Annotated in this window: 16 protein-coding genes; 4 read left to right on the forward strand and 12 right to left on the reverse strand. The window is 41.9% G+C overall.

All coding sequences use genetic code 11. The features are described 5' to 3' along the window. Positions 1–9: 9 nt before the first annotated feature. The 10 genes from AAH582_RS14045 to AAH582_RS14090 form a co-directional block, all read right to left on the reverse strand. On the reverse strand, positions 10–1,323 hold the full coding sequence (locus AAH582_RS14045) for a Gfo/Idh/MocA family oxidoreductase (protein WP_046672915.1): 1,314 nt from the start codon (positions 1,321–1,323) through the stop codon (positions 10–12). 26 nt (positions 1,324–1,349) lie between these two features. Next, positions 1,350–2,318, reverse strand: a complete 969-nt coding sequence (locus AAH582_RS14050) for a formylglycine-generating enzyme family protein (RefSeq protein ID WP_343318113.1) — start codon at positions 2,316–2,318, stop codon at positions 1,350–1,352. Positions 2,319–2,554: 236 nt separating this feature from the next. Further along, a complete protein-coding gene (locus AAH582_RS14055) occupies positions 2,555–3,145 on the reverse strand; it encodes a hypothetical protein (protein ID WP_112376352.1) in 591 nt (196 codons plus the stop codon). Between the two features lie 5 nt (positions 3,146–3,150). Then, positions 3,151–3,894: a hypothetical protein gene (locus AAH582_RS14060; RefSeq protein ID WP_343318116.1), complete on the reverse strand. Its 744-nt coding sequence runs from the start codon at positions 3,892–3,894 to the stop codon at positions 3,151–3,153. A 352-nt stretch (positions 3,895–4,246) separates the two neighbouring features. Next, complete coding sequence (gene rpmA, locus AAH582_RS14065) at positions 4,247–4,510, reverse strand: 50S ribosomal protein L27 (protein ID WP_046672918.1); 264 nt, start codon at positions 4,508–4,510, stop codon at positions 4,247–4,249. 44 nt (positions 4,511–4,554) lie between these two features. Further along, positions 4,555–4,866 carry a 50S ribosomal protein L21 gene (gene rplU, locus AAH582_RS14070; RefSeq protein WP_028068281.1) on the reverse strand — a complete coding sequence of 104 codons (312 nt, stop codon included), beginning with the start codon at positions 4,864–4,866 and terminating at the stop codon, positions 4,555–4,557. 160 nt (positions 4,867–5,026) lie between these two features. Beyond that, a complete protein-coding gene (locus tag AAH582_RS14075; RefSeq protein WP_343318120.1) occupies positions 5,027–7,069 on the reverse strand; it encodes a M13 family metallopeptidase in 2,043 nt (680 codons plus the stop codon). A gap of 29 nt (positions 7,070–7,098) precedes the next feature. Then, positions 7,099–8,607, reverse strand: a complete 1,509-nt coding sequence (locus AAH582_RS14080) for a bifunctional GNAT family N-acetyltransferase/carbon-nitrogen hydrolase family protein (protein WP_046672920.1) — start codon at positions 8,605–8,607, stop codon at positions 7,099–7,101. A gap of 417 nt (positions 8,608–9,024) precedes the next feature. Beyond that, on the reverse strand, positions 9,025–9,366 hold the full coding sequence (locus AAH582_RS14085) for a DUF3467 domain-containing protein (RefSeq protein ID WP_046672455.1): 342 nt from the start codon (positions 9,364–9,366) through the stop codon (positions 9,025–9,027). A 36-nt stretch (positions 9,367–9,402) separates the two neighbouring features. Next, the gene (locus AAH582_RS14090; protein WP_343318125.1) at positions 9,403–10,521 is read right to left on the reverse strand and encodes a M42 family metallopeptidase; all 1,119 of its coding nucleotides are present in this window, start codon (positions 10,519–10,521) and stop codon (positions 9,403–9,405) included. 272 nt (positions 10,522–10,793) lie between these two features. On the opposite strand from AAH582_RS14090, the gene lgt reads away from it, so the two are divergent. The 4 genes from lgt to AAH582_RS14110 all read left to right on the forward strand — a co-directional run bounded on the left by lgt (position 10,794) and on the right by AAH582_RS14110 (position 14,554). After that, on the forward strand, positions 10,794–11,609 hold the full coding sequence (lgt, locus tag AAH582_RS14095) for a prolipoprotein diacylglyceryl transferase (RefSeq protein ID WP_046672457.1): 816 nt from the start codon (positions 10,794–10,796) through the stop codon (positions 11,607–11,609). 153 nt (positions 11,610–11,762) lie between these two features. After that, a complete protein-coding gene (gene trpB / locus AAH582_RS14100; protein WP_231585208.1) occupies positions 11,763–12,953 on the forward strand; it encodes a tryptophan synthase subunit beta in 1,191 nt (396 codons plus the stop codon). Positions 12,954–13,046: 93 nt separating this feature from the next. After that, positions 13,047–13,589, forward strand: coding sequence for a L,D-transpeptidase family protein (locus AAH582_RS14105; RefSeq protein ID WP_046672458.1), 543 nt, complete (start codon positions 13,047–13,049; stop codon positions 13,587–13,589). Positions 13,590–13,987: 398 nt separating this feature from the next. Then, the gene (locus AAH582_RS14110) at positions 13,988–14,554 is read left to right on the forward strand and encodes a helix-turn-helix domain-containing protein (RefSeq protein ID WP_046672545.1); all 567 of its coding nucleotides are present in this window, start codon (positions 13,988–13,990) and stop codon (positions 14,552–14,554) included. Positions 14,555–14,654: 100 nt separating this feature from the next. Here the strand turns inward: AAH582_RS14110 and AAH582_RS14115 are convergent, their stop codons facing one another. Next, on the reverse strand, positions 14,655–16,835 hold the full coding sequence (locus AAH582_RS14115) for a DUF4954 family protein (protein WP_046672459.1): 2,181 nt from the start codon (positions 16,833–16,835) through the stop codon (positions 14,655–14,657). 8 nt (positions 16,836–16,843) lie between these two features. Beyond that, complete coding sequence (glmS, locus tag AAH582_RS14120; protein WP_343318129.1) at positions 16,844–18,685, reverse strand: glutamine--fructose-6-phosphate transaminase (isomerizing); 1,842 nt, start codon at positions 18,683–18,685, stop codon at positions 16,844–16,846. Positions 18,686–18,775 lie beyond the last annotated feature (90 nt).

The following is an 18,775-nucleotide window of genomic DNA, read 5'->3' on the forward strand; positions in this document are numbered from 1 at the left end:
CCCAATTGCTTAAATATATAAGTTGGTGTTTTGACCAGGCATCGCTACTGGGTAAAAACCTTCTGCATCCGGAAGTAATTTTGGTTTAGCATCCCAAGCAAGTACATCTGGTCCCAATTTGATGGTCGATTTTAAGGCTTCATCCCACTTGATTACCTTACCGGTATAACAAGCGATACGTCCGATAATACCTGTCAACGTACTGTAAGCACCATATTCTGCATTATCAAATTTATATTCGCCTTTCGAAATTGCCGTAAATAGTTCTTTATGTTCTTGTTGATAAGGGTTTGGATTACCCTTCGCGTCATGGCGATAGATTTCTTTTCCTTTCCAGTCGTACAATACTGCCTGTCCACCTGCAGAAAGATAAGCACGTCCTTTTGTTGCCTGGAATTGCTCGTCTACACGGTTATGTATACCTTCGAAGTGTCTACATTGACTATAAACAACGCTATTGTCGGCATAGGTCAATTCTAATGCAAAATTATCATAGATTTCACCATACTCTTTGCCGGTGCGGTGTGCCCTGCTACCTGTACCTTGGATCGATACCGGGTAAGCACCTTTCACCCAATTGGCGATATCAATATTATGTACGTGCTGCTCTACGATATGATCGCCACACAACCAGTTGAAATAATACCAGTTACGCATTTGGTACTCCATTTCAGTTTGCTCTGGCTTACGCGGACGCACCCATACACCACCTGAGTTCCAATAAACTTGTCCAGAGGTCACATCACCGATTGCACCCTCGTGAATACGTTTGATCGCCTCACGGTAATTCGTTTGATAACGGCGTTGTAACCCGACTACAACATTCAATTTTTTACGTTTAGCTTCTGCAGCCACACGTAAGACCTGCTGTACACCAGGGATATCAACAGCGACCGGTTTCTCCATGAAAACATGTTTACCTTGACGGATCGCTTCCTCAAAATGCATTGGTCTAAATCCTGGAGGAGTTGCTAAAATAACAACATCGGCCAATTGAATTGCGTCTTTATATGCATCGAACCCCACAAATTTGTGATTGTCACTTACATCGATCTTATCTTGCCATTTTTCCTTCAGCGTTTTATAAGTACTCTCTAAATTATCTTTAAAAGCATCTGCAAGCGCCACCACTTTAATGTTCATGCCCGAACTTAGCGCATCAAATGTAGCTCCAGTTCCGCGGCCCCCGCAGCCCACTAAGGCAACTTTGATAACATCCGAACCAGCGGCATATGCACCTGATAAAGGCATTGAGCTCAGCACAGCGCCCCCAGCAACTACAGCAGAAGTTTTAATAAAATCTCTTCTTTCTAGATTTTCCATAACAGTTTTATATTGATTATTTTATATTAAAAGTCTTTGATTGGCTGTTTGTCGTAATAAGCCATAATCTCTTCGTGACTAGGTGGGTTGAGGGGTCTGACTAGTCTCATACCCACGAATGGGGCTTCCGGAAACCACCAGTTACTTTTTGGAATTTGTGGATCCAACTGTTTCCATACGGGATCTGAGGCACCACGCGCTGCAGAGCGCATGTCCTCGGCACCACTGTCAAAAGCACCACCACGTACAACATGTGGATACAGGTTTGTCGGAACGACTACAGGATTAGTCAATACTTTGCCTTTACCTTCATTGTAACTATCGGCCTTATATTGATCATAAGTCCATTCGGCAACATTGCCATAAATATCATAAAGGCCCCAAGGATTCGGTTTCTTCTGTCCTACAATATGTGTTTTCTGTTCAGCATTATCTTTAAACCAGGCATAATCTGCTAATGGCGTTGCTTGATCACCGAAAAAATAAGTTGTCTTTGAACCAGCTCGAGCGGCATATTCCCACTCGGCCTCTGTTGGTAAACGGTAAAATACACCGGTACGGACATACAGCCACTTACAGAATTGAATAGCATTGTAATGGGTCATCGCTAGGGCCGGGTGCCCTTCCTTTCCAAAACCAAAAGTCATATCCAAATAAGGTTTGGTCGGTCGCGTAACGGCATCAATCTCTTTCGATACTTTACCGTCCTTACTCTTTGCGATCTCATAATCTTTATACAGAAATGGCTCAAATAGATCCCAGGTTACTTCATACTGGCCCATCCAAAATGGATCCAACTTCACCTCGTGTGCAGGTTTTTCATCCTCTTTCCCCCCACTTGTAGTTCCCATTTTAAAGCTACCACCAGGGATTGCCAGCATTTTGAACGTCAGATTAGTCCCTTCAATAGGTTGCTCATAAGGTTCGAAAGCTTTCTGAGCCGTAGCGTGCACGCCGGCAAATAACAAAACAGGAATAAAGATTCTTTTTAACATATTTAGGTTTGTAATTAAAGACTAAAATATAAAATAAGGTGTATACTTTACACTTTGACACTATAACTTTTTTATTACAGTTTAATTCTTAACATAATAGTCCATTCGTAATATCGATTTAGCCAGATGCCGGTTAGGATCCTCGGGAACTTAACTAGCCTGAAAATCAAGATCAATAAAAAAAGGTTTTCCATTTTCATGGAAAACCTTAATATCTTATCACAGTATACCCCTGTCTAAAGCAGGATCTTACGACTTACCGCTTTATCGATGGTAATATAACCCGGGTAGAATACCGACTGCCCTGCAATATTGATAGAAGGTTTCACTTTTAACGTAAATATTCCCTTTTTATTCTCATCGCTTGACATTAAAAAATCCTGCAGGTCCGAATTCTTCAACAAATCATAGATATTGGTCGCTATACGCACATTGGCTACGGTAGATTCTCCGGGTTCAATTTGTAATGATTGATTGACAATCCCTTCCACAAGCTGCTGTCCACCATAAAGAATGATATACTGAAACTTATTAATGGATGCCTTTTTGAGCGTCGGGTTGTCTATTTTAAGCCGGATAACTGCATTCAATGGAATATCTTTCCGCAAATAGGCCAATGCCAGACTCGGCGCCGCTCCCAGGTCGATTTGATTATTCTTGATCAGTCGTTGCAGTGATGTTCCGGCCAACCGAATACTATCTACCGATTCCACATCGAACTTACATTTCGCCAAATTCTCGATCTGTGCCTTTTGTCGATTCACGCCGCAGCCGGAAATAAACAAACCCAGCAGAACCAAACATCCAAATAAAATTTTCTTGCTCATAGCCCCTATTTTCCTCCAAATTTATATAAAACTCCCAGTGTAAACAATGGGTACCCTGCTTTTAAATAGGTGTTACTTTTAAAACCGAATACCATACCGTTCGTATATTGCAGCTTCCATCCTTTCCCTAAGCCCATCCTTGTATAAAATACAGGTTCAATGAGCATATTGTCTTCTTTTTCTGCTGGAAGATTATCAATAGCAAAATTCTTCATCCGCATATTGCTCAACCGGATGATGGTACCATAATCGATATCATGCCGGTCGCCAAACAACTTCAGGGCATCCTTTTTCTCCGACGAAAAGTTTACCTGCACAAACACCTTATCAAAATCCATGTCCTGCGTTTCTACAATAGCCTGTCCCATCGTCGACGAACGTTTGTTTACGACACTTGTCGTGCCCAGTCCATACCCCCCGTAAACTTCAAATACACGATTATTTTTCCGACCAAAGCGTGTAAAATAGCCTATCCCTGCTTCCCCCATCTTTTGCGCATAGTCTTTAATATTGGATCGATTATCCACATAGGAACCATTGGCGATGACAGCCACATGATCAGTGACGGCTACCCCCAGGTTGGCCGATACATTAGCCTTTGTATTGATATTGCCAGATACATACACCTCGCCAGCTTCCGTAAACATCGGCGCTGAAGGCACATTGGGCATGTAAATCGAACTACAGGAATAAAATGAACAGGCAAATAACCCGGCACACAAACCATATCCAAACTTGTTGTATTTCATATGTAAGTATTTATTCAATCGTGCTTGCATCCAATGGTACTCCGGAATGTTTCGCCTATTGTCTTAAAAACACCTATCCTTTATAAAAATTGTACCAAAGCAGTTACATTTAACAGAAAATAACAATTTAAATAAAACCAAAACTTTAACGCGCTCATTACCAACTCCGATAAATTACCGAGACAGGTGCTCCGTGTGCTAACAGTATTGCGAACAGTCGCTCTGTTGAACGAAAGTGCAGCAAGTAGCATCCGATTTCGTTCATATTGCCCAAGGGCAGGTCCACGGGAGAACAGACACACAAAAAAAAGGCATCAATTTCTTGATGCCTTTCCAATATTGTTGCAAAACCTTACGCTTGTTCTGTAGGAACTACAGATACATAAGATTTATTGTTAGCTTTTTTACGGAAAACTACTTTACCGTCTACTAAAGCGAACAATGTGTGGTCTTTACCAATACCAACGTTTGTGTCAGGATTGTGTTGTGTACCGCGTTGGCGTACGATGATGTTACCAGCGATTGCTTGTTGACCACCGAAGATTTTGATACCTAAACGCTTGCTATGTGACTCACGGCCGTTCTTAGAACTACCCGCACCTTTTTTGTGTGCCATTTCTTTATCTTAATTTAAGACTATTTGTCTGATTAAAAATTCAATTATAACGTAATACCAGTGATCTGGATTTTAGAAAATTGTTGACGGTGACCGTTTTTCTTTTTGTAGCCTTTACGACGTTTTTTCTTGAAAACGATAACTTTATCGCCTTTTAAATGAGACAAAATTTTAGCCGAAACTTTTGCACCAGCAACGCTAGGTGTACCAATGGTAAATTTACCACCGTCTTCTGCTAACAATACATTGTCAAATTCAATACTAGCGCCTTCATCTCCTTGTAAACGGTGTACAAAAAGGAACTGGTCTTTTGCAACCTTAAATTGCTGTCCTGCTATATTTACTATTGCGTACATTGTTAATTAATTAAATGTGTTATTAAATGAAGGGCAAAAGTAATCAGTTTTTATCATAATTCAAAGACAAATTTACTTTTTCGTTTCCATTTAAACGTTATCAGTTGAACAGCATGACCTTAATCCGTATTAGGACAATGCTGTTCACGCCTGTTTCCACTTACCAAACCAAAATTCTTTTCTCAGGTGCCACATACATTTTTGCTGTAGGCTGTACATTAAATGCTTTATAGAAAGCCTCCATATTGTATACGGGACCATTTACCCGAAATTGTTCGGGGCTATGTGGATCAACTTTTAAACGTAGCCGCATGCGCTCATCGCTGCTCTTTACGCGCCACACTTGCGCAAAACTCAGGAAGAAACGTTGATCGGGGGTAAAACCATCAATCTTGTCCTGCCCCTGCCCTTGTTTGGTTAATTTAAAGGCATCATAGGCAATATTTAAACCGCCGATATCTGCCAGGTTTTCACCTAAAGTAAGCTCACCGTTTACATGTTGATTGTCCAACAGCGTAAAACCACCATATAACTTCGCGACTTGGCTGGCGCGTTGCGTAAACTGTTTCGCATCCACTGCAGTCCACCAGTCATTCAAGTTGCCGTCTTTATCATATTGGCGCCCCTGATCATCAAAACCATGTGTCATCTCGTGTCCGATAACGGCACCGATAGCGCCATAATTGATTGCATCGTCCGCGTTGGCATCAAAGAAGGGGAACTGCAAGATGCCGGCCGGAAATACAATTTCATTATACGGCGGATTGTAATAGGCATTCACTGTGGGTGTTGTCATCAGCCATTCTGCCTTGTCAACCGGTTTACCGATTTTACCCACCATTTCTTTATAAGCATGCTTTGCAGCAGACTGCAAGTTGGCATAGTAGGTATCTTTGGCTACCTCCACGTCACTATAATCTTTCCACTTCTCCGGATAGCCAATTTTTTTGGTGAATGCTTCCAATTTTTCAATCGCTTTCTTTTTGGTTTCAGGCGTCATCCAGTCCAACTTCTCAATGCGGTTCTTGTAGACTTTCTGCAAATTGTCGACCAATTCGAGCATTCGTTTTTTTGCTTCGGGCTTGAAGTATTCATCCACATACAACTTGCCCACAATCTCGCCAAGATTCTCGTCCGCCGAGCTCACCATCAGCTTCCAACGCTCTTTCTCCTGCTTCTGACCATTCAGGGTTTTCCCGAATAATTCAAACTTTGCCTCCCGGAAACCTTTGCTCAGGGCCGTCGCAGAAGCATTTGCCAGATCTGCTTTAAGCTTTGTTTTCCAGCTGTCTAAGGATTGTGATTTCAACAAATTATTTAAAGCAAGATAAAATTTGGGCTGCTGTACCAAAATCGTGTCGGTCTTCACATCCAAGCGTTGCAGAATATCTTTCCAGTTGAGGTTTGGCGTTTGCTTCTGAAACTCCTGTACCGCAAATTTATGATAGTTTTTAATGGGATCCCGCAATTCTACCGGTGTAGCATGTGATTTGGCAATTTCTGTTTCCAAGCGCAGCACTTCCTCCGCCGACTTTTGGGCATTTGCCCCTTCACCGATCAGTCCGAATAACTTGACCAGATACGCGACATAGGCCTCCCGGATCTTCTTCGCTTTCTCATCCTGATCTAAATAATAACTTGCTTCAGGCAGGTTGAGTCCCCCCTGAAAAAATTGCAATGCATTCTTAGTGCTGATCCGGTCATCCGCGGCGACATAAAAGGTAAAAAGATCACCATCGCCCTCTTTAAATCCATCTGCAGCATACGCAATCAATTCATCAATACTTTTCAACCCATTGATTTTTTGAATGGTTCCTTCGATCGGTTTCGCGCCCAATTTATCAATCGTCACCGTATCCATACCACTCGCATAGAAATCGCCGGCCTTTTGCTGATCTGAACCTTTTTTGTTGTCGGACTTTGCGGCCCCTTCCAAAATAGATTTCAGGTTTGCCAGATTTTCGTCGGCGAGCACATAAAAGGAGCCCCATCCCGTTTCCGACGCCGGGATTTGCGTATTTTTCATCCAGCTTCCATTCGCATATTGGAAGAAATTATCTCCTGGATTCACCGTCGTATCCATACCTGAGACATCAAAAAAATTTGTGCGGACCTCCTGAGCAGTATCGCTTTTCTTATTTGACTGACATGACATCATCATTAAGACCATGGATAGCGTCCCCCATTTGACTTTTTGTATCATATTTTAAGAGATTAAAAGCGTATTTAAATTTACTTCAAAAGTTTCACTTCGTACAGATCCTTCCGCCTATCCTTCTTCACTTTAACAGTACCATACTCATGTAGGTCGCGCAGCGCATACAGGTCAACGTCGGCAATAAGCACCATTTCGGCATTCGGTGTCGCCTCGGCTTTGATGGCATTATTGGGAAAAGCAAAGTCTGAAGGAGTAAAAACGGCAGACTGCGAATATTGTATATCCATATTATTCACACGCGGCAAATTACCCACAGAGCCAGCAATAGCCACATAACATTCATTTTCTATCGCCCTGGCCTGCGCGCAGGTACGCACCCGGATGTACCCGTTTTGGGTATCCGTCATAAAGGGCACAAATAGAATCTGCATGCCCTGATCGGCCAAAATACGGCTCAGTTCAGGAAACTCGACATCGTAACAGATCAACAGCCCTACTTTACCACAATCGGTGTCAAATACTTTCACTTCACTACCACCCACCATACCATAGTATTTAAATTCATTTGGCGTGATATGAATTTTTTTAAACTCATCCAGCTTACCGTTGCGATGACAGAGGTAGGAAACATTGTAGAGTTTTTTGTTTTCCATCAATGGCATGGAACCCGCAATGATATTAACGTTGTAGGATACAGCAAACTGTTGAATGCGATCGATAATCTCGGAGGTATGCTGCGCAAGCCTTTCCATCGCCAGGCGCTCGGGAAGATCGTTATAAGGGCTCATGAGCGGCGTATTGAAAAATTCTGGAAACATGATAAAATCTGTTCCATAATCACTCACGGTATCCACAAAAAACTCGATCTGATCATAAAATGCCTCCAGATTATCAAACAAGCGCATCTGCCATTGCACCAGCCCCAAACGGATCGTCTGCTTGGTGGTCGAAATGGACCGTGTCTCTGACTCATAATAAATATTATTCCATTCCAACAGGGTAGCAAACTCCATCGATTCAGCATCTTCAGGCAGATAATGCTTGAGTATTTTTTTGACATGAAAATCATTTGAAAGCTGAAAGGTCAGCGTCGGATCATAGATCTCCTTGCGTTTGACTTTCTCGATGTAAACCCGCGGACTCATTTTATCCGCATAGTTATGGTAATTGGGAATACGGCCCCCGGCAACAATACATTTGAGGTTCATCTGTTCACACAGCTCCTTACGCGCATCATAGAGACGCCGGCCGAGACGTAACGCCCGATGTGCCGGATGAACAAACACTTCTATCCCGTAAAGGGTGTCTCCATCATCACTATGCTTGGTAAACTTACCGTCATCGATAATCTCATAATAGCTATCGTAAATATTATTCTTTTTTGAATTCAGGATAATGGACAAGGCACAGGCAACGACATGTCCATCAATCTCCACACATAATTGCCCTTCGGGAAATATATCAATCAAATCCTGAATATTTTCCTTTGACCAGGTCTCACCTGCACCATCATAAGCCTGTTCCATCGATCGTTTCAAATCAACATAATCCTTCTTTGTCAAGTTCCGCACTTGAATATCCATATAAATCTCCTTTTTGAATTAGTTATCTAAATTTAGTAAAAGTAAATGCCAAGTCCAAAACTAGCAATAGCCCACAGGCGAATATCAGATGGCACCCAACTTCATATTTTAGACAGTGCTTACTCAGTGATTGTTCAGTGCTCGTTCAGTGCTTGCTCAGTGTAGACTGAATATGCACTGACTTATTACTGTCTAAACATTGATTAAGAAATATTAATAGGCACTACCTGATATGCAGATGTTTCAATTTTAATTAGATCTTGATGATCTTATCCCTTAACAGGTAGTTAGGGCAATCGTCTTTTTCATACATGAACCCAATTGGAGCATCGGAAAGACTTTGCTGAAATCAAGGACATAAAAAAAGCGCCAATGTTCAATTGGCGCTTTTGATATCTCAATGACAGCTGCAATCAACTATGCTTGACCTTGTGGCGTTCCAAAAGGGAATGCAACTGTAGGATCACCACCTTGTTGAGGTTGTTCAGCAACACCTAAGTCCATTTTAATTGGGCCATTTAATGCTTCGAAACGGTTCACGTTATCAACCAATGCACCTAACAAGCGTTTTGCATGCTCTGGAGTCAAAACGATTCTTGATTTCACTTTTGCTTTTGGCACTCCTGGCATCACACGGATAAAGTCAACCACAAATTCAGTATTAGAGTGAGTGATAATCGCAAGATTTGAGTAGGTTCCTTCTGCTACTTCTTCTGTCAACTCGATGCTCAATTCGTTTTGATTTTGGTTATTTTCCATAATAATTCTAATGATAAGTTAATATATTCTTAAATTCTACTTTGTAAATGTTCTAAAATCTTGTCCGTTCTCAATATTCAATAATGTTTCGTAGATCAACCGGATCACGTTATCCACATCTTCCTTGTGCACCATCTCCACTGTTGTGTGCATATAACGGAGTGGTAAAGAAATCAACGCAGACGGTACGCCACCATTGCTATAGGCAAACGCGTCCGTATCAGTTCCTGTAAAACGAGAAGAAGCCTGACGCTGGAAAGGAATATTATTCTTCTCAGCAACTTTAACCAACAGTTTATTCAGATTAATCTGAACCGCTGGAGCATAGGACAATACCGGACCTTTCCCTGAAAATAGATCGCCCTGTGTGATCTTATTGATCATCGGAGTTTGCGTATCATGTGTCACATCAGTTACGATGGCGACATTCGGTTTGATACGATCTGCAATCATTTCGGCACCACGTAAACCAATCTCTTCTTGCACCGAATTTACGATATATAATCCAAATGGCAATTTCTTTTTATTCTCTTTTAGCAAACGAGCAACCTCAGCAATCATAAAACCACCGGCACGATTGTCCATAGCCCGCCCAACATAATAACGGTCGTTAAGGATAGAGAATGTATCTTCGTATGTAATGACACAACCGACATGTATTCCCAAGGCTTCAACCTCTTCTTTGGTACCACAACCGCAGTCCAAAAAGATATTTTTCAGCGAAGGATTTTCTTCTTTCTCTCCCGAACGCGTATGAATTGCCGGCCAGCCGAATACAGCTTTGACAATACCCTTTTCCGTATGAATATTCACGCGCTTAGACGGTGCAATCTGGTGATCCGAACCACCGTTACGAATCACATAGATCAATCCATCTTTAGTAATGTAATTGACAAACCAAGAAATCTCATCCGCATGAGCCTCTATAACGACCTTATACTCCGCTTTTGGATTGATTACCCCTACAGCTGTACCGTAGTTGTCAACGAATGTATCATCAACATAAGGCTTCAAATAATCCAACCACAGGCGCTGACCTTCCCACTCAAATCCTGTAGGAGAAGCATTATTGATATATTTCTCAAAAAATGAAAGCGAATCTTTCGTCACAACCGCGTCGTGCTTCGGCTCTTTTTTCTTGTTTTTTTCTGCCATCTTTTCCTTTTCTATTTACTTTCGTCAAAATATGAAAATTTCAATGAAATGCAAAAGTAAAAATGTTTTTTGAAATATTGTTTGCGCAATTTATTTTAGGTCATACGCTCCTCTTTTAGTAAACAGGATCCGCAAAAGACAATATTTTGTTCACGATGAATGAATTAGATCCGCAGCCCAATGATATTCTGCTTAAAAACAAATTGTAGGAATAAAAAAATGAGATTAAAGCTTATCTTTACTTCAAAGTAATTTAAAAAGCTATAAAATTTATGAATTCAATATTAAGTGCAATACATTGGAATATTGACCCCGAAATGTTCAACTTTGGCGCTTTTGCCCTTCGCTATTATGCCTTATGCTGGTTGTTAGCGTTTTTTGTTTCATACGTAATCATGTTACGTATATTCAAAAAGGAAGGCCGCACACAAGAACAGTTGGATCAGCTTTCAATTTATATTTTTCTGGGCACTTTGATCGGAGCACGATTAGGACACTGCCTATTTTACGATTTTGACTATTACAAAGATCATATACTTGAAATCTTTCTTCCATTCAAATGGGATAAAACAGGATTTCATATCACTGGTTTTGCAGGTTTGGCTTCTCACGGTGGCGCCATTGGAATTATCCTCGCACTCTATTTATTCTGCAGAAAAACAAAAACTGATTTTCTGTGGCTAGCGGACCGATTGGTCGTTGTAGTCCCTATTGCCGGTGCACTTATCCGTATCGGAAATTTCTTCAATTCCGAAATTATTGGCACACCTACCGATCTACCTTGGGCTATCGTCTTCGAGCGTGTAGACAATGTACCACGCCACCCTGGGCAGCTTTATGAAGCAATCGCCTATATTTTGATCTTCATTATCATTGGCTCCCTATTCAAATCAAATCCCAATCGCCAAAAAGGCCAATTATTTGGCATATTCATGGTCCTATTATTTGGTGCACGCATGGTCTTGGAACATTTTAAAATTGACCAAGAACCTTTCGAGCAAAGTATGGCTTTAAATATGGGCCAATTACTGAGTATACCTTTTATTCTGGTAGGCTTCTACTTTATCTTCCGGAAAACCAAAGCTTAAAACAGGAAACATTGTTTTTTGTTTGCAAATACAAGATTTTACAGGCATCTTTTCTACAAAAGATGCCTTGTTTTTTTTCTATACCTGCAAAGATTACTATATTAGGCTTCAATAAACAATATATCTTTTTACAACAAGAAACTTAAGCCTAAAATGAGTCTAACACAAGCTGCATCTGTCGAAGCAAATGAGAAGATGCTTCAATACAATGGTCAATATGGAGAATTTGGCGGATCTTACATCCCACCAGTATTGGAAGAGCAATTGAATAAACTGGCTGCTTTTTTCGATAGTCATGTCCAAAAAGAAGAATTCCAGAAAGAGTTTATTGCGATCTTAAAACATTATGTCGGTCGCCCCTCACCTTTATATTACGCGAAGAATTTAAGCGAATACGTAGGTTCCAAAATCTATTTGAAGCGGGAAGATTTAAACCATACAGGTTCCCACAAGATAAACAACTGTATCGGTCAAATTCTTTTGGCTAAACAAATGGGCGCTACAGAAATCATTGCCGAAACTGGCGCCGGTCAACATGGCGTTGCAACAGCAACAGCAGCAGCATTGTTAAACATCCCCTGTAAAGTATTTATGGGCGAAATCGATGCTGCGCGCCAAGCCCTAAACGTCAAACGCATGGAATTGTTGGGTGCCGAGGTTGTGACGACCAATCTCGGTAGCCGTACGTTAAAGGATGCCGTAGACGCGGCCTTGATGTATTACGTCGAAAATCCCACATCTTATTATCTATTGGGATCACATGTTGGCCCACATCCTTACCCAAAAATGGTCGGTTATTTTCAAAGCGTTATCGGTAAAGAAGCACGCCAGCAGATTCTTGATCAGGAAGGGCGCCTTCCCGACAGCATCTTTGCCTGTGTAGGTGGCGGGTCGAATGCGATTGGCTTATTTTCGGGTTTTCTCGATGATCATGCCGTCGAAATTCATGGTGGTGAAGGTGGTGGCACCGGGACTTATCCAAAAACAGCAGCGACACTTTCTTTTGGTAAACCAACTGTATTCCAGGGGACATTTTCATACTGTCTGGTCGATGATGAAGGTAATCCGATCCCCTCAACCTCGGTATCTGCAGGCCTTGATTACCCAGGGATATCGCCCCAACATGCCCAGCTAAAAGATAGCAATCGTGCAAACTATCATCCCGTGACTGACACCGAGGCGATTGATGCCTACAAGTTGCTTTCCCGACTGGAAGGTATTATTCCGGCCATTGAATCGTCTCATGCTGTTGCCCTTGCGGTTAAATTGCTCAAAGACAAAAACCAAGTCGCTATTGTGAACCTTTCGGGACGTGGCGACAAGGATGTTGACCGCGAATTCTAAGCCGCAAAATCAAAATACATGCATAGCCTGAGCGCCAAGCCTACGTTGGGCGCTCGGGTTAAACATTTTATCCATTAGCTAACGATCGCCAAGATGAAACGACCTAGAAAACGTCGAATAGTTTTAAAAACAGTCATCAGCCTCCTCGTCTTACTTTGCCTGGGCCTGATAGGTTATAATCTTTATCCCGAACCAACGTTGGATCGGCATGCGAAAGTGGACAAACTGATTGTCTATAAATCTAAAAGGACACTATTGGCCTATAGCAAGGGAAAGCTCCTCAAATCATACCGTATTTCACTAGGCGGTCAACCTGTGGGCGACAAAGAATTTGAAGGTGATTTAAAAACACCCGAGGGTCTTTATACGATCAATGATAAAAATCCATATAGCGACTATCACAAAAACCTAGGTGTCTCCTACCCGAATGAACAAGATATCGCCCATGCCAAAAGTTTAGGAAAAGATGCCGGTGGCGACATCAAGATCCACGGACTCCGAAACGGACTAGGCTTTATCGGTAAATTGCAACGCCACATGGACTGGACTTTCGGTTGTATGGCACTCACAAACTCGGAAATTGACGAGCTTTTTGACGCTGTTCCAATAGGCACAGCTATTGAAATAAAGCCCTAATGAAAATAAATCCTTGACTGAACTAAACCTCTAGCATCTTGAGGGATTAAGGGCTGGCCAGCCATCCCATTACGATCATCCGCTAGGGATGTAGTTGTTCCGCCTTTTTTCCCACAGTTTCAAAATACTACAAGATAAACCTTAAATATTACAACCTCGTGTCTAATAAATTACCGATTTTTGAGTTTACATGAGTAACTTGTATTTAAAATAATTCCGATGGGACTTCGCAATGTGAGAAACATAAATACGAATGATCACCTTGTAGCCTACAGGCAATTGAAGAATGAAATACACGTGCAGAACAGCAACAGGATAGTCCATATGGACTTAAAAAAAATAAGCAAAGCATTCATAAATTCTATGGGATGCAGACACAAATCAGTAATAATTTAGATATGAAACTTGCAATAAAGAATATGGTGTGCAATAGATGCATAATGGTTGTTGAAAATGAATTGGCGAAGCTCAATCTCCATGTGAAGCATATTTCTTTGGGCCAGGTTGAGATTGAAGAAGAGCTGACCAAAACGGAGAGTAAACAACTTGCTTCAAATTTTTCGGCACTTGGATTTGAACTGATTGACGATAAAAGAACCGTCATCATCGAACAGGTAAAACATGTGGTATTGGATCTCATCCGTAATCAACATAACGACACCAGCCTTAATCTTTCCGAAATCATCAGCACAAAAGTGCACCATGATTACAACTACATCTCCAATCTTTTTTCGGACGTTGAAGGCATCACCATCGAAAAATACTTCATCGGCCAGAAAATTGAATATGTCAAAGAGCTATTGGTGTACGACGAACTTACCCTAAGTGAAATTGCCTATAAACTCAATTACTCCAGTGTTGCCTATTTAAGCAATCAATTCAAAAAAGTAACCGGATTGACACCTAGTCACTTTAAACAGATCAAAGACAATAAACGCAAACCTCTGGATAAAATCAACGAGTAAAGCGTGGAACGACAAAAAAAAGCAAGCTACATAACAGCATCGGCTGCCAGGATTGGAAAACAGACAAAAAAGAAAAGGCTTCCGAGCGGAAGCCTTTCTTTTAAAATTGCCCTTTCAAATTAGCAACCCTTATCTTGAATATCTCTAATTCTTTTTGCTGTTGATTGATAAAAGAATTTTCCTCCAGTTTTCCGACCACAATGTCACGTTCTTCATCATTGGCATAAACCATGTTTTTGAACTGATTTTTGTAGTCTTTGGCCCGGGATTTATAAATCTGTTCACCGATCCAGATCCGGTGCCCAAGCGCCTGATCCAACAAAGATACAATTTTATCTGTTGATAAAACCATACCTTCCAAATTTAAGACTTCGATTAAAGACAAGAGTGCATGTTCACGTTTATCCAAGGCATAGGATTTACTCTTATCGTGGTAGAACTCATGAATCTCGTCCCATGAATCAATTTTTGTTGATTTGACATCATCCAGGAAAGTGTGCAGGGCATTGCTTTCAATCAGCTGCCCGCCTATATTCTCCCAGTTTGTACGCGATCTACCCGACAAGGAGGCCATAATATCCTGCAGTGACAGACCTTCCTCGAGGGCATCCATCAGATGCAGTACGCCATAGTATTTTATAAACGAACGATACAAGTGATAAGCCTCACCAACCTTCTGAATAACAGTCGGCCTGCGTGAATTTTCGGCTCCTTGCAACACGATGGTCTGATCTTTTAGATCCATGTTGTTGGCAAGCAGTGCCCGGCCAGCAACAATACGTTGGTGCTCCTCCTGTCCTGCTGCAGCGTGGAGACTATCCGCCACGGCCAAAGCCAGCATATCCATCCCTGCAAACATTTCATTCACCGTATCCGGCGCCAACATATCGTATTCAAAATATTGATTTTTGAAATGTCTATTGTCCCGCGCCGCATACTTATTGGCATTCCGTACCAATGCATACATATTGTACATAAACCAATACCCCGGAATCAGGACCAGTTGATCATGTTGTACGTCATTGCTTACTAAGGTAAAAGGCAGCTTGATATCCAGTTCATGCAGAAAATCCCCTTTTACAATCAGGCAATACGATGCAAATCTGGAGTTGTGTTTTAGACTGACACAGAGTCCGGGCCAAAAACCACGTCCCGCGATAATTTCACCATCCGCAGCTCTGGAGTTGTGATTGGATCCTACGGTTGCTCCTGCTGCCATATTACTTTGTCCCATCACCAATGCCGCACATAAAAACGAGTTGTTGTGGTGCTGTTCATGCGCTGGAAAAATCAAGGAATTTAACACTTCGCAACAGGAAATTGTCGAATTGTCCCCCAAATAAGAGTTGATCAAACGCGCACCATATTTCAATTGCGAATAGGAAGCCAAGATAAAGCGCACGGCTTTAACGCCGTAAAATATACGACAGCCATAGCCAATAATTCCATTCACGAGCTCACAGCCCTCACCGATCTGTGTATACGATTCCTGCGAAGAATTGACGGTTACATTTTTCAGCTTGCTGACCCCTTTGATATAAGCATCAGTCCCGATCTTGACATTCTTGATCGTCAACGTATTTTTGATGACGCAGCGGTCGCCAATCTGGCTGTAATAGCCGCGTTGAGTTCCGAATTTCTGATCCGTCAGTTCTCCAAATCGCCGCTGTAAGGCGTGATCATGCCGATTGCGGGTCCAAAGATATACATCTGCTGCCTGCATGCCGTCAAAGGGATAAACCGAGCGGGCACCATTTTCGTTGCAGAGCTCCAGCTCGATCCGTTTATCGGATTCTTCACCATCACGGAGAATACCATTACCGAATTTGGCTGTACTACCGGTCTCCATTTCCTTGATCTGGCTCAACAACACCTCATTACCGACAATAAAGTAGGATAAGTAGCCCACATGGTGGACTGCAACATCGTCACCAAAGTCCGAACTGATGATCGTCGAATGATATAGACCAATAGGCAGCTGCAGATTGCGGTAATCCAGGTAACTCGGACTCAAATTGCCGATACGGACTAGACCATAAAACTTACAGTGCTGCACCTGATTCGGATCAAAGACTGCCGATACTTTGACCTTGGTCCAGTCGCTGGACCAGTTACCGTTGTTAATCAATTGTTGAACCTCCGTTTCCGTCAGATCACGGTAGTCATTACGCGGGTTTTGCTGAAAGCGCAGGGTATATTCATCCTGTCCTGCTGGAATAAACTCATCTGGGATAAATCCATACCCCAGCTGTTCCAAAGGTTTCTTCTTCAATACACTCATAGGCCCCCTTACTCTACAGTTACCGACTTCGCCAGGTTACGTGGTTTGTCCACATCCAATCCGAGTTCTACACCAATATAATACGATAGCAGTTGCAATGGTACAACCGAAATCAATGGCGCTATGATCTCATCGGCCTCCGGAATTTCCATAAAATCATCCGATAGATTTTCAGAAACGGTATCACCTTTGGTAACTACCGATATAATCTTTCCCTTACGTGCTTTGATCTCCTGAATATTTGAAACAATCTTCTCGTGATAAGCATCCTTTGTAGCAATAAAAACAACCGGCAAGTTCTCATCAACCAATGCGATCGGTCCATGTTTCATCTCTGCTGCAGGGTAACCTTCGGCATGGATATAGGAAATTTCCTTGAGTTTGAGTGCACCTTCCAGGGCAACCGGGAAATTATATCCCCTACCCAAGAAAAGAAAGTCGCGGGCATCTTTGTATTTTTTTGCAATGGTTTTGATTTTATCAACCTGCGTATCCAAAATCCACTCCACCTTTTCAGGCACTTCATTTAATTCCTTTGCGAGTTTTTGATAACGCCCTTCACTGATCGAGCCTCTCAAAGAAGCAATCTTTAAGGCAATCAGATTCAATACCGTCAACTGTGCTGTAAATGCTTTTGTACTTGCTACGCCGATTTCTGGTCCAGCATGGGTATAGGCACCTGCATCCGAAAGTCGGGCGATAGAAGATCCAACAACATTGACCACACCCAATATAATAGCACCCTGTTTTTTTGCATTTTCCAACGCAACCAATGTATCAGCCGTTTCTCCACTCTGGGAAATCGCCAGGATCACATCTCCCGGATGAATAACCGGATTACGGTAGCGGAATTCCGACGCATATTCAACTTCCACATTAATGCGGCACAATTCCTCAATAACATATTCTGCAATAAGCCCGGCATGCCAGCTGGTACCGCAGGCAACAATCACAATGCGATTGGTGTTGCTGATCTCATTGGCAAATTTTTCAATGCCGCTCAGTGTAATCTGATGAGATTGCAGATCCAGACGTCCACGCATGGAGTCAAAAATCGTTTGCGGTTGCTCAAAGATCTCTTTCAACATAAAGTGATCAAAGCCCCCTTTTTCAATAGCTGACAGTTCCAGATCCAATTTTTGGACATAAGGTGTGATGCGCTCATTACCCAGATTTTTAAGGATCAGCTCCTCCGGTGTGATAATGGCCAGTTCATAGTCATTGATGTAAACAACTTCTTTGGTATACGCTAACATCGGAGAAGCATCTGAACCCAAAAAATGCTCATTTTTACCGATACCGATCACCAAAGGACTTCCTTTACGTGCTGCAATAATACGATCCGGATGACCAGCTTCCAAAACGAGGATCACATAGGCCCCTACGACCCGTTTCAAAGCAATACGGATCGCTTCTTCTAACGAGCATTCATTCTGCAATTGAATTTCTTCGATAAAGTTGACCAGAACCTCTGTATCGGTATCACTTTTAAACGTATAACCTTTATTGATTAATTCTGATTTTAAGGAAGCATAGTTTTCGATGATGCCATTATGAATCATCGCGATGCGTCCGCTATTGGAATAATGCGGATGTGCATTCCGATCAGAAGGTTCACCATGGGTAGCCCAACGGGTGTGACCTATCCCTGTGGTCGACTGTAGATCTTTTCCGTACACAAACTCTTCCAAGTTTGCGACTTTACCTGTTTTTTTGTAAACATCGATCTGTTCACCTTTATGCAATGCCACTCCAGCACTGTCATAACCACGGTATTCTAACTTTTGTAATCCGTCAATGACGATACCATACGCCTGACGATAACCTGTGTATCCTACAATTCCACACATGTATGTCTCAATTTTAAGTGTATATTTTGTTAATGCGCCGCAATGTAATAAAAAATATTTACGCAATCGATTGATTAACCTAAAATTAAC

Source organism: Sphingobacterium multivorum, from assembly GCF_039511225.1.
Lineage (GTDB): Bacteria > Bacteroidota > Bacteroidia > Sphingobacteriales > Sphingobacteriaceae > Sphingobacterium.

Coding starts and splice junctions, on each gene's coding strand:
- AAH582_RS14045 (WP_046672915.1), bottom strand. CDS start 1,323: ATGGAAAATCTAGAAAGAAGAGATTTTATTAAAACTTCTGCTGTAGTT.
- AAH582_RS14050 (WP_343318113.1), bottom strand. CDS start 2,318: ATGTTAAAAAGAATCTTTATTCCTGTTTTGTTATTTGCCGGCGTGCAC.
- AAH582_RS14055 (WP_112376352.1), bottom strand. CDS start 3,145: ATGAGCAAGAAAATTTTATTTGGATGTTTGGTTCTGCTGGGTTTGTTT.
- AAH582_RS14060 (WP_343318116.1), bottom strand. CDS start 3,894: ATGAAATACAACAAGTTTGGATATGGTTTGTGTGCCGGGTTATTTGCC.
- rpmA (WP_046672918.1), bottom strand. CDS start 4,510: ATGGCACACAAAAAAGGTGCGGGTAGTTCTAAGAACGGCCGTGAGTCA.
- rplU (WP_028068281.1), bottom strand. CDS start 4,866: ATGTACGCAATAGTAAATATAGCAGGACAGCAATTTAAGGTTGCAAAA.
- AAH582_RS14075 (WP_343318120.1), bottom strand. CDS start 7,069: ATGATACAAAAAGTCAAATGGGGGACGCTATCCATGGTCTTAATGATG.
- AAH582_RS14080 (WP_046672920.1), bottom strand. CDS start 8,607: ATGGATATTCAAGTGCGGAACTTGACAAAGAAGGATTATGTTGATTTG.
- AAH582_RS14085 (WP_046672455.1), bottom strand. CDS start 9,366: ATGGAAAATAACCAAAATCAAAACGAATTGAGCATCGAGTTGACAGAA.
- AAH582_RS14090 (WP_343318125.1), bottom strand. CDS start 10,521: ATGGCAGAAAAAAACAAGAAAAAAGAGCCGAAGCACGACGCGGTTGTG.
- lgt (WP_046672457.1), top strand. CDS start 10,794: ATGAATTCAATATTAAGTGCAATACATTGGAATATTGACCCCGAAATG.
- trpB (WP_231585208.1), top strand. CDS start 11,763: ATGAGTCTAACACAAGCTGCATCTGTCGAAGCAAATGAGAAGATGCTT.
- AAH582_RS14105 (WP_046672458.1), top strand. CDS start 13,047: ATGAAACGACCTAGAAAACGTCGAATAGTTTTAAAAACAGTCATCAGC.
- AAH582_RS14110 (WP_046672545.1), top strand. CDS start 13,988: ATGAAACTTGCAATAAAGAATATGGTGTGCAATAGATGCATAATGGTT.
- AAH582_RS14115 (WP_046672459.1), bottom strand. CDS start 16,835: ATGAGTGTATTGAAGAAGAAACCTTTGGAACAGCTGGGGTATGGATTT.
- glmS (WP_343318129.1), bottom strand. CDS start 18,685: ATGTGTGGAATTGTAGGATACACAGGTTATCGTCAGGCGTATGGTATC.